General features: G+C 68.5%; 13 protein-coding genes. 10 read left to right on the plus strand and 3 right to left on the minus strand.

Annotated features, from left to right (window positions below):
- The 6 genes from D477_RS22845 to D477_RS18690 form a co-directional block, all read left to right on the plus strand.
- The coding region (locus D477_RS22845; protein WP_005273549.1) for a hypothetical protein at nt 1–1,170 on the plus strand (1,170 nt) is incomplete at its 5' end.
- A gap of 38 nt (nt 1,171–1,208) precedes the next feature.
- Nucleotides 1,209–1,499, plus strand: coding sequence for a YciI family protein (locus tag D477_RS18670; RefSeq protein WP_005273552.1), 291 nt, complete (start codon nt 1,209–1,211; stop codon nt 1,497–1,499).
- Between the two features lie 92 nt (nt 1,500–1,591).
- Nucleotides 1,592–2,758: a flavodoxin-dependent (E)-4-hydroxy-3-methylbut-2-enyl-diphosphate synthase gene (gene ispG, locus D477_RS18675; protein ID WP_005273556.1), complete on the plus strand. Its 1,167-nt coding sequence runs from the start codon at nt 1,592–1,594 to the stop codon at nt 2,756–2,758.
- Complete coding sequence (locus tag D477_RS18680) at nt 2,712–3,635, plus strand: GNAT family N-acetyltransferase (RefSeq protein ID WP_043847680.1); 924 nt, start codon at nt 2,712–2,714, stop codon at nt 3,633–3,635. Before ispG ends, D477_RS18680 begins: the two co-directional genes overlap by 47 nt.
- Nucleotides 3,636–3,732: 97 nt before the next feature.
- Nucleotides 3,733–5,532 carry a proline--tRNA ligase gene (locus D477_RS18685; protein ID WP_005273561.1) on the plus strand — a complete coding sequence of 600 codons (1,800 nt, stop codon included), beginning with the start codon at nt 3,733–3,735 and terminating at the stop codon, nt 5,530–5,532.
- Complete coding sequence (locus D477_RS18690) at nt 5,529–6,329, plus strand: sulfite exporter TauE/SafE family protein (RefSeq protein ID WP_005273564.1); 801 nt, start codon at nt 5,529–5,531, stop codon at nt 6,327–6,329. Before D477_RS18685 ends, D477_RS18690 begins: the two co-directional genes overlap by 4 nt.
- Nucleotides 6,330–6,357: 28 nt before the next feature.
- Here the strand turns inward: D477_RS18690 and D477_RS18695 are convergent, their stop codons facing one another.
- Genes D477_RS18695 through D477_RS18705 form a run of 3 tightly spaced genes read right to left on the minus strand, consistent with a single transcriptional unit; the run spans nt 6,358 to nt 8,514 of the window.
- Nucleotides 6,358–7,341 (minus strand): aminoglycoside phosphotransferase family protein, encoded by a 984-nt coding sequence (locus D477_RS18695; RefSeq protein ID WP_043847686.1) that lies wholly within the window; start codon nt 7,339–7,341, stop codon nt 6,358–6,360.
- Nucleotides 7,341–7,784, minus strand: a complete 444-nt coding sequence (locus tag D477_RS18700) for a DUF4439 domain-containing protein (protein WP_005273571.1) — start codon at nt 7,782–7,784, stop codon at nt 7,341–7,343. Before D477_RS18700 ends, D477_RS18695 begins: the two co-directional genes overlap by 1 nt.
- Nucleotides 7,738–8,514, minus strand: coding sequence for a hypothetical protein (locus D477_RS18705; protein ID WP_150110201.1), 777 nt, complete (start codon nt 8,512–8,514; stop codon nt 7,738–7,740). Before D477_RS18705 ends, D477_RS18700 begins: the two co-directional genes overlap by 47 nt.
- 123 nt (nt 8,515–8,637) lie before the next feature.
- Between D477_RS18705 and rimP the strand changes: the two genes are divergently transcribed.
- From rimP to D477_RS18720, 4 genes are all read left to right on the plus strand, one after another.
- Complete coding sequence (gene rimP / locus D477_RS18710; protein WP_005273574.1) at nt 8,638–9,246, plus strand: ribosome maturation factor RimP; 609 nt, start codon at nt 8,638–8,640, stop codon at nt 9,244–9,246.
- A 1-nt stretch (nt 9,247) separates the two neighbouring features.
- Complete coding sequence (gene nusA, locus D477_RS18715) at nt 9,248–10,222, plus strand: transcription termination factor NusA (protein WP_005273577.1); 975 nt, start codon at nt 9,248–9,250, stop codon at nt 10,220–10,222.
- A gap of 47 nt (nt 10,223–10,269) precedes the next feature.
- A complete protein-coding gene (locus tag D477_RS21955) occupies nt 10,270–10,578 on the plus strand; it encodes a YlxR family protein (RefSeq protein ID WP_005273579.1) in 309 nt (102 codons plus the stop codon).
- A gap of 161 nt (nt 10,579–10,739) precedes the next feature.
- A partial coding sequence (locus D477_RS18720; protein WP_005273582.1) for a translation initiation factor IF-2 N-terminal domain-containing protein occupies nt 10,740–10,939 on the plus strand: 200 nt, incomplete at its 3' end.

The following is a 10,939-nucleotide window of genomic DNA, read 5'->3' on the forward strand; positions in this document are numbered from 1 at the left end:
GCCTCCTCAGCGGCCGCTCCCGGCGGCGGCGGCTCTCCGTCCGGCCAGGCTCAGCCTGCCTGGCCGGACCTGCTGCCCGGACTTGAGGTCCTTGGGCAGGAAGAGACCGTGGAGCGCCCGGAACGGGAGCAGGGCGAAGCGCCGTACTCGGTCCTGCTGGCACCGGAAGCCGCAGAGGACCTGCCGGCGGCGGTGGCCGTGGCGCGGGCGGCGGGCAGCCGTGTCCATGAAGACCCCGCCGCGGATCCCCGGGCGGACCCCGGGACCATCGACTTCCTGCGCGGAGCGCCGGAGCACAGCGTGCTGGGCCTCGGGGACGGCTTCGGCACCGCCGCAGTCTTTGCCGAGCGGACCGATGCCGCGCTGACCGTGCCGGAACTGCCCGGCGGAGGCCTGCTCGCCTTCCCCGGACGGCGGATGGTGGCGCTCTACGGCAACCCGTCCGGTCCCGCGCTCGGCGCGTTGGGGGAGCAGGACGTGGACGCCGCCATCCGGCGGGCCAAGGAGCTGGCGCAGGAATACCAGCCGTTCAGCGACGAACCGGTCCAGCCCGCCTTCGAAATCATTGCCACGGTCGCCACGTCCTCGGCCGGCGAGGACGGGGACTACTCGGCCACGACGGACCCGGACGAGCTGCGCAGCTGGGTGGACGCCGCCGGAGAGGCCGGCGTGTACGTGGTGCTGGACCTGCAGCCGGGGACCACCGACTTCCTGGCCCAGGCCAAGCACTTCGAGGACCTGCTGACGCTGCCCCATGTCGGGCTGGCCCTCGATCCGGAGTGGAGGCTGCAGGACGGGCAGCGGCACCTGGAACAGATCGGCTCCGTCGACGCCGCCGAAGTCAACCGCGTGGCCGACTGGCTGGCCGGGCTCACCCGCACGCACAACCTGCCGCAGAAGGTGTTCCTGCTGCACCAGTTCCAGCTGCGCATGATTGGCAACCGCGAAAGCCTCGACACCGCGCACGAGGAACTGGCCGTCGTCGTACACGCGGACGGGCACGGCGGGCCGGAACAGAAGATGGAAACCTGGCGCACGCTCCGGCAGGACCTTCCGGAGGGTGTCTGGATGGGGTGGAAGAACTTTTACGACGAGGACACCCCCATGTTTTCTCCGGAGCGCACCTACCGCGAGGTCAGCCCGGCGCCCTGGTTCGTCTCCTACCAGTGATTGAACCGGCGGCGCCGCGGACAGGTAAGGTGTGCAGCATGAGTGTTTTTGCAGTGGAGTATGTCTACGCGGCCGACTCGGAAGCCGGGCGGGACGAGTACCGGCCGGCGCACCGGGAATGGCTCAACCGGTTTGTGGCCGACGGCCGGCTGCTGGCCTCCGGTCCTTACGCCGACGGTGCCGGGGCGCTGCTGCTCTTCACTGCCGCGGACGAGGCCAGCCTGCTGCAGGAGCTGAAGCAGGACCCGTTCAACGTGCAGAACCTGGTCTCCGCGCTGAAGGTCACCGAATGGAAGCCCGTCACGGGAGCCTTCGCAGACTACGCATGAGCTTTCCCACACTGGGGCCGATCGCTTCCGCGGCGGCCCCAGAGGATAATGAAAGCTGATCCGCAACTGCCCCAAGCCTCACGGAGGATGCATTGACTTCGGTCAACCTAGGAATGCCGGCGGCGCCGCTGCCCGTACTGGCACCGCGCCGCAAGACCCGCCAGATCAAAGTCGGTTCGGTGGGCGTCGGATCGGACTCGCCGGTCAGCGTCCAGTCCATGACCACCACGCCGACGACGGACATCAACGCCACGCTGCAGCAGATCGCCGAGCTGACCGCTGCGGGCTGCGACATTGTCCGCGTCGCCTGCCCCAGTGCGGATGATGCCGAAGCGCTGCCGATCATCGCGAAGAAGTCCAAGATCCCGGTGATCGCGGACATCCACTTCCAGCCCAAGTACGTGTTTGCCGCGATCGACGCCGGCTGTGCCGCGGTGCGCGTCAACCCCGGCAACATCCGCAAGTTCGACGACCAGGTCAAGGAAATCTCGAAGGCGGCCAAGGACGCCGGCGTCTCCATCCGCATCGGCGTCAACGCCGGCTCCCTGGACCCGCGGCTTCTGGAGAAGTACGGCAAGGCCACCCCGGAGGCCCTGGTGGAGTCGGCGGTCTGGGAAGCCTCGCTGTTCGAAGAGCATGACTTCCACGACTTCAAGATCTCGGTCAAGCACAACGATCCGGTGGTCATGGTCCGCGCCTACGAGATGCTCGCCGAGCGCGGCGACTGGCCGCTGCACCTGGGCGTGACCGAGGCCGGTCCGGCGTTCCAGGGAACCATCAAGTCCGCGACTGCCTTCGGTGCGCTGCTCTCCAAGGGCATCGGCGACACCATCCGCGTCTCGCTCTCCGCGCCGCCGGTGGAGGAAATCAAGGTCGGCCTGCAGATCCTGCAGTCGCTGAACCTGCGCGAGCGCAAGCTGGAGATCGTCTCCTGCCCCTCCTGCGGCCGGGCCCAGGTGGACGTCTACACGCTGGCGGACCAAGTGACCGCAGGCCTGGAGGGCATGGAAGTGCCGCTGCGCGTGGCCGTCATGGGCTGCGTCGTCAACGGACCGGGCGAAGCGCGCGAGGCTGACCTCGGCGTGGCCTCCGGCAACGGCAAGGGCCAGATCTTTGTGAAGGGCAAAGTCATCAGGACTGTCCCCGAGGACCAGATTGTTGAAACACTGATCGATGAAGCAATGAGGATTGCCGAGGAAATGGGGGACGCCGATGGCGAAAATGCTGTCCAGGGTAGCCCCGTGGTTACCGTCAGCTAACCGGCAGCGCGGCACGGCCGCCGGCTCCGCAGGCCTGGCCGGCCCGGGGGACATCCGCGTCCTGACCGAGGCGGACACCTCGCTCCTGTGGGAGGCCGTCAACCGCGATCCGGTCGGCAACGTGTTCCTCGCTGCCCACCTCGAATCAACCAAAACCGCGGCCCCGACCGGCTCCGGCGCGGAGATCCTCGGGTACTTCACGCCCGAGGGGCTTGCCGGAGCCTGCTGGGCGGGCGTCAACGTGGTGCCGACCGGGCTGAGCGCCGAGCAGGGCGCGCACATCGGCAGCTACCTCGCGTCCCGCAACCGGCGCACGTCATCGATCTTCGGTCCGGCCGAAGCCGTGATGGGCATTTGGTCCTCCTACCAGCACACCTCGGGCAAGCCCTTCGACGTCCGGCCGCGGCAGCCGCTGATGGAGCTGCGCGGGACGCCCTCCGTTCCGGCCGCGGCCGAGGTCCGGTTCTCCGAACCCGAGGACCTGGACGTCCTGCTGCCGGCCTGCGTGGCCATGTTCGAAGAGGAAGTCGGCTATTCGCCCATGGCCGGCGGCGGCCAGCACTACCGCCAGCGCGTGCGCAGCCTGATCGCCAGGGGCCACTCCCTGATCCAGCGCGACGAGGCGGGAGAAGTCGTGTTCAAGGCCGAGCTGGGCAACGTCTCCGGCGCGGCAGTGCAGCTGCAGGGCGTGTGGATCAATCCCAAGTACCGCGGACAGGGACTGGCCGCACCCGCCCTCGCCGCCGTCGTCGAACTTTCCCGCCGCTTCGCCCCGGTGGCCAGCCTCTACGTCAACGACTACAACCACCGCGCGATCGCCGCCTACGAACGGGTCGGCTTCAGCCGCGTCGGCACCTACGCCACGGTGCTGTTCTGACGCCGCCTGGGGACCGCGGTCAAGTTCACGACTGCGCCGCGGGAACCGTAGGATGGGTAACTGATTCTTCCTCCCATACCCAGAACGGATTCCAAGCGTGGTCCTGCGACTTTCCACTCTGTTCCTGCGCACTCTGCGCGAAGACCCGGTCGATGCCGAGGTAGCCAGCCACAAGCTGCTGGTCCGCGCCGGCTACATCCGCCGGGCCGCGCCCGGGATCTACTCCTGGCTGCCGCTGGGGCTGAAGGTCCTGGCCAAGGTGGAAGCGATCGTGCGGGAGGAAATGAACGCCATCGGCGCGCAGGAGGTCCACTTCCCGGCGCTGCTGCCGCGCGAACCGTACGAGGCGACCAACCGCTGGACCGAATACGGCGAGGGGCTGTTCCGGCTCAAGGACCGCAAGGAAGCGGACTACCTGCTCGCGCCGACGCACGAGGAAATGTTCACCCTGCTGGTGAAGGACCTGTACTCGTCCTACAAGGACCTGCCGGTGTGCCTGTACCAGATCCAGACGAAGTACCGCGACGAGGCCCGGCCGCGCGCCGGGCTGCTGCGCGGGCGCGAGTTCATCATGAAGGATTCCTATTCCTTCGACATTGACGACGCCGGACTGGACGCGAGCTATGCGGCGCACCGTGAGGCGTACTTGCGGATCTTCGAACGGCTCGGACTCGAAGTCATCCCCGTCAAGGCCACCGCCGGGGCGATGGGCGGCTCCAAGAGCGAGGAGTTCCTGCACCCGACCGAGGTCGGCGAGGACACGTTCGTGCGTTCGGCCGGCGGCTACGCGGCCAACGTGGAGGCCGTGACCACCGTTGCGCCGCCGGAGATCGACTTCACCGATGCGCCGCCGGCCGAGGTCAAGGACACCCCGGACACGCCGACGATCGAAACCCTCGTTGCCTGCGCCAACGACATCGCGCCGCGTGACGGGGAGCCGTGGACCGCCGCCGACACGTTGAAGAACGTGGTGCTGGCCGCCACGCTGCCGACCGGCGAACGCCACATCGTCATCATCGGCGTGCCCGGCGACCGCGCCGTGGATCTCAAGCGCGTGGAGGCGAACATCGGCGGCTTCCTGCCGGTTGGCGGCGAAGTGGCCATCGAGGCTGCCAGCGAAGAGGACCTGAAGAAGCATCCGGGGCTGGTCAAGGGCTACATCGGCCCGGGCGAGAGCCTGGATGCGGCGGTGCTGGGCACCGAAGGCAAGACCGGCCTGCTCTACCTGGTGGACCCGCGCGTGGTCTCCGGCACCAGCTGGATCACCGGCGCGAACCTGGAGGGCAAGCATGTGTTCGGCCTGGTCGCCGGCCGCGACTTCGCCTGGGACGGCGTGATCGAATCCGTCGAGGTGCGCGCCGGCGACGAGGCGCCGGACGGCTCCGGTCCGCTGGAGGCAGCGCGCGGCATCGAGATGGGCCACATCTTCCAGCTCGGCCGCAAGTATGCGGAGGCGCTGGGACTGCAGGTGCTTGATGCCAACGGCAAGCTCACCACCGTCACCATGGGCTCCTACGGCGTTGGCGTCACGCGTGCCGTGGCGGCGCTGGCCGAGTCCAACCACGATGGCAAGGGCCTGGTCTGGCCGCGCAACGTCGCCCCGGCGGACGTCCACATCGTGGCCACGGGCAAGGGCACCGAGATTTTCGAGGCGGCCGCCGAGCTGGCCGCGGGCCTGGAAGCCGCCGGGCTGGAGGTCATCTACGACGACCGGCCGAAGGTCTCCCCGGGCGTAAAGTTCGGCGACGCTGAACTGATCGGCGTGCCCACCATCGTGGTGGTCGGCCGCGGGCTGGCCGACGGCGTCGTGGAGGTCAAGGACCGCGCCACCGGCGAGGCCGGGAACATCCCGCTGGAAGCCGCCGTGGCCCACGTGGCCGCACTGGCCGGGAAGTGATCTCCGGGCTCGAGGAGATTGAGCTGGCGACCATCCTGCTGGTGGTGGTCGCCGGTTTCGCGGCCGGCTGGGTGGATGCGGTGGTCGGAGGGGGCGGACTGCTCCAGCTGCCGGCGCTGCTGCTGGTGCCGGGCATCACGCCCGTGCAGGCTCTGGCGACCAACAAGATGGGCTCCATCTTCGGCACGACCGCCAGTTCCATCACGTACTACCGGCGGGCCCATCCGGACCTGAAGACGGCGCTGCCCATGGCCGGCGTGGCCCTGGCCGGCAGTTTCGGCGGGGCCATCGTGGCGACCCTGCTGCCGGCTGCGGTGTTCAAGCCGATCATCGTCGCGGCGCTGATCGCCGTGGCGGTGTTCACCGCGCTGCGTCCGACCGCGGGTACGTTGACTAAGCTGCGCTACACCGGTGTGCGGCACTTCGGGACGGCTGCGGGCATTGGCCTGGTGATCGGGTTCTATGACGGGCTGATCGGGCCGGGCACCGGGTCTTTCCTGATCATCGCCATGGTGGCCATGCTCGGCTACAACTTCCTTGCCGCCAGCGCCAAGGCCAAGATCGTCAACCTGGCCACCAACTTCGGCGCGCTGGTCTTCTTCCTGCCCAGCGGGGCGGTGCTGTGGGGGCTGGGCCTGATTCTGGGTGCTGCGAACATGGCCGGCGGCTATGTCGGTGCCCGCATGGCAGTGAGCAAGGGCAGCACGTTCATCCGGGTGGTCTTCCTCGTGGTGGTGGCGGCCCTGATCGTCAAGCTCGGCTACGACGTGGTCCAGGAGAACTTCCTCGGCCAGTGACCCGCGTGTCCCGTGCAACGGGCTTTGCTCAGGGCAGCTCGAGGCCGTGGGCCGGCGGAAGCTCCGGCAGGGTCCGGCCGGCGAGGGTGGACGCGACCCAGAGCGAACGCTGTGCTTGGCCGGCCTGCCGCCGTTCGAGGTAGTCGAGCGCGTTCGCGACCTCGCGCACGATCGACCACTGCCGAGCCAACTCCTCGTCCAGCCCGGCGGCCGTGGACAGTTCGGCGCACCGGCGCGCCAGGTGGGTTTCCGGGTCCGAGGCATGCAGGTCGCGAAGGCGGTTCCAGAGCATCGGCGCAATCTCGAATTCGGCCTCTCCGAGCATGGGTTTTGGATCGACGGCGGCAAACCCGGCGGCGGCCGGCATGCGGGCGAGGATGTTGCCGTAGTGCAGGTCGCCATGGAGCAGGACGTCCCGGTCCTCCCGGCGACCCACCGCACCCCGCGCCTGGCAGACCTCCAAGGCACTTTCCAGCAGCCAACGCTCGAACGGCTGGCCAAGGGCAGCCCAGTCCGCTGGCAGGGAATCAGTCCACTGCTCGGCAACTGCGGCCACTTCGGGGAAGGCCGGCCAAGGATCGCTGGCAGCGGGTGCACGGTGCAGGTGTTCGACGAGCCGGCCCCACACGCCGGTTGTTTCATCGAGTGGCAGGTCGAACAGGGAACGGTCCGGCCGGAGCCGTTCGAGGAGCTGCACGAAGGGGTCCTCGCCGGAACGCAGCAGTGCTGCGGCGCCGTCTCCGGACCAGATCCGCAGCGCGGCGGATTCGAAAGCTGCCGCATCGTGCGGGAAGGCAAGCTTGAGTACCGCGGGCGTGCCCTCGGCCGTAAGGACCGGAAGGACGGCGGCGGTGCGCCCGAACCACGGGCCCCCGGCGGCATGGTCGGGCGCCAGCTCCCAGTCGTCCAGGTAGCGGAGGAGGAGCCCGTTGAACCCGGCCAGCCAGCGCGCACCGCCGGGTTCAGCCAAAGCGGCGGAGCGCAGGCCTGCCGGGAGCTCGATGGGGATCATCAGGGCAGCGCCCAACCGGATGCTTTAGCGGCCGCGGTGGGACCGGGCCCGCCTTCGGCCGCCTCCAGTCCAGGTGTCAGGGCGGGTTCGCCGGCGAGGACAGCCAGCCGTACCGCGGAACCGGCCAGCTCGGCTGCCGCTGCCTGTTGCAGCCCATCATCGCCGAACGCCACCAAGTCGCCCAACGCCCGGGCGGCATCGGCTTCAGCCGCCGCCAGCGCCTGCCGCGGCTCAGCTACCACGTCGCCGGGGAGCGGGTACGCGGGCTGGCGCAGCGGAAGGTCGAGGCAGTGCGCGGCAGCGAGCTCCTCCCAACGTGCCATCAGGGCCCGGTGCTCGGCATAGAACGCCGAGGCCTGCCGCTGCAGGCCTCCGTCGAGCCGGGGCAAGGTGGCCTCATAAACGAAGGACATCCGGTATTCGCTGGCGAGGACGGCAGACACTGCTTCTGCCTGGTCCGGGACGCTGGCGGCAGCGGCGGCGGAGGGCGCCGGCTCCGCGGATTCGCTGCCACCCCGGACCCGGGCATTCGGTCGGCCGGTTCGGCAGCCGCGGCTCCCAGGCCTGCGGCTGCTCCGATTCCGGATACAGCCGGTGGAGTGCGACGGCCTGCCCGAAGGCGGACGCCCCGACCGACGCCAGCAATCGTGAGAGGCCGGGCTCGACGTCGGCGGAGGCCGCCAGCAGGAAGCGGGAGGTCGCGGCGAGCCGACTGAGCGTCCCGTCCACTGTAGGTTCCGCGGCGGGAGAAGAGCTGGGCGCGGCACTGGACGCCGGGGGAGTGGCGGCGGGAGGCGGCCCGGCGGAGGGCTGGACAGATGGGGGTCCTGCCGGCTGCGTCTGCAGCGGGAACAAGGCTGCCTGCTGCTCCAGCAGCGATGCCGCCGCCGAAAGCTTAGCCGCGCGTCCGTCGTCGTTGTTTGGACCGTTCTCCGCGGACGCGAGGTGGCGAAGATCTCCTGCAACTGCGCTCAGGCGCTCAAAGGCGTCCAGGCGTGCCTGCTCGGTGGCGCTCAGCGGCGGCGGCGGGGACTCGACCGTGGACACCACCGTGCCGATCCCGAGCACCAAGGCACCGGCCAGCAGCAGCAGGAGCGTGCGCCGCAGGAACCGCCGGAACTTCACGGCGGCGGACAGTGCGGGTGACGGCTCCACAACAGACGATGATGTCATGCCGCGCCGGTAGTTTCATGCAGGGCGGCGCCTGGGGCAGCTTGACACGGCGGCCGCACGTCCACGACTGCCCGGGAAAGTCGCTAGGCTAGTAGCTACAACATCATCTAGCGGGAGGCAGCAATGGCGGATCGGCCCGATCGCACCGGCGTGTTCCAGTCGGGAAATCCATCCGGCAGCAATGCAGAGGCGGAACGCCTGAAGGAACTGGTAGCGCCGGCGGTGGCCGCCAACGACCTCTACCTGGAGGATGTCGAAGTCCGCACGGCCGGAACCCATCGCACCGTGCACGTCATCGTCGACCTGCCAGAGGACCAGGTGGGCGGCGTTGGCCTTGACACCATTGCCGAGCTGTCCCAGGTGCTCTCGAAAATCCTGGACTCCGACCCGCACGACTCCGGCCACCCCTACGACCTCGAGGTCTCGTCCCCGGGCGTCGGCCGGCCGCTGACCGAACCGCGGCATTGGCGCCGGAACCTCGGCCGGCTGGTCCGGGCCAAGGTGCGCGAGGGTGACGATGTCACCGGGCGCCTGCTGGAGGTCCGGGACGACGGCGTGACCCTGCGGCCGCAGCTGGCGGCCAAAAAGGGCGTGAAGCCCAAGGAGGGCGAGCCGGTTGAACTGGCCTTCGGCAACATCCGCAGCGGGAAAGTGGAAATAGAATTCACCCAGCTGGACGACGAACTTGCCACCGCCGAGCAGCGCGGCGGCCTGGAGAATGAGGAGGACTGACATGGATATCGACATGAGCGCCCTGCGGTTGCTGGAGCGCGAACGCGAAATCCCGCTGGACCTGCTTATTCCCACGATTGAGCAGGCGCTGCTGGTGGCCTACCACAAGACGCCCGGCTCCATCGAGAAGGCCCGGGCAGAACTGGACCGCAAGAGCGGACACGTGACCATCTGGGCCGCGGAGATCGACGAAGAGGGCGAGGTGGTCGGAGAGTTCGACGACACGCCCAACGGCTTCGGCCGGATCGCCGCCTCCACCGCCCGGCAGATCATCCTGCAGCGGCTGCGCGACGCCGAGGACGACAACGTGCTCGGTGTTTTCCGCGGCAAGGAGGGCGAACTGGTTTCCGGCGTCATACAGCAGGGCCACAACCCGAACATGGTGCAGGTGGACCTCGGTACGGTGGAGGCGCTGCTGCCGCCGCCGGAGCAGGTTCCCGGGGAGAGCTACCCGCACGGCGCGCGGCTCCGGGCCTATGTGGTCGACGTCCACCGCGGGCTGAAGGGACCGTCCATCACGCTTTCGCGTTCCCACCCGGGCCTGGTCCGCAAGCTCTTCGAGCTGGAGGTCCCCGAGATCGCGGACCACAGCGTGGAGATCGTGGCGCTGGCCCGCGAGGCCGGGCACCGGACCAAGATCGCAGTCAAGGCCAACGTACCCGGCCTGAATGCGAAGGGTGCCTGCATCGGGGAGATGGGATCGCGGGTCCGCGCGGTCATGACCGAACTGCACGACGAGAAGATCGACATCGTCGATTTCAGCGAGGATCCGGCCACCTTCATCGGCAACGCCCTCTCGCCGTCGCGCGTCACTTCGGTCACGATCACAGACACCGACGCCCGGTCCGCCCGCGTGGTGGTTCCCGATTACCAGCTGTCGCTGGCCATCGGCAAGGAAGGCCAGAATGCGCGGCTGGCAGCTAAGCTGACCGGCTGGCGGATCGACATCGTCTCCGATGCGGTGGCCGTCCAATAATCGTCGTGTCCGGCCTGGTTCGTGGCCGGCTTTCCGAAAGCGTTAGAATGAATACGGTCCGGTCTCCCCGGCGGCTGCCGCAGCGTACCTGCATTGGCTGCCGGAAGCAGGAAGACCAGCCCGGCTTGCTGCGTCTGGCCCTCGCGCCCGACGGCCCTGGTGCCGTCGTCGTCGATCTCCACCGCCGCATGCCCGGGAGGGGTGCCTGGCTGCACCCGGATCCTCAGTGCATGGCCTTGGCTGTGAAGCGGCGTGCTTTTAACCGAGCCTTTAGGGGTAAAGTTGATAGCCGTGCCGTGGAGAGCTATTTCCATGCGCGAACAACCGTCCAACCTGAAAGCGGGTCAGAAAACTGATGGAAACCCGATGAGTGCCAAGCGATGAGTGCCCAACGATGACTTATCTGTTGTGCGCTGCCCACGGTCGCTCTGTGCAGCACGCTTCGTGCGGCGCGGAAGACCGCAGCAAGAAATAGACGGTTCGTACCTGGCTCGGTGCGGACCGAGACAGGAGAAATGTGGCCAAGGTCCGCGTACACGAGCTCGCGAAAGAGCTCGGTATTACCTCTAAAGATGCAGTTGCCAAACTGCAGGAACTGGGCGAATTCGTCCGCTCCGCCTCGTCGACGATCGAGGCACCCGTAGTCAAGAAGCTTCGCGACGCCTATCCCGCCGCCGGCGCCAAGACCGAGACGGCTCCTGCCGCCCGCCAGGCGCC

The organism is Arthrobacter crystallopoietes BAB-32 (genome assembly GCF_000328305.2).
In the GTDB taxonomy this organism is placed as follows: domain Bacteria; phylum Actinomycetota; class Actinomycetes; order Actinomycetales; family Micrococcaceae; genus Crystallibacter; species Crystallibacter crystallopoietes_A.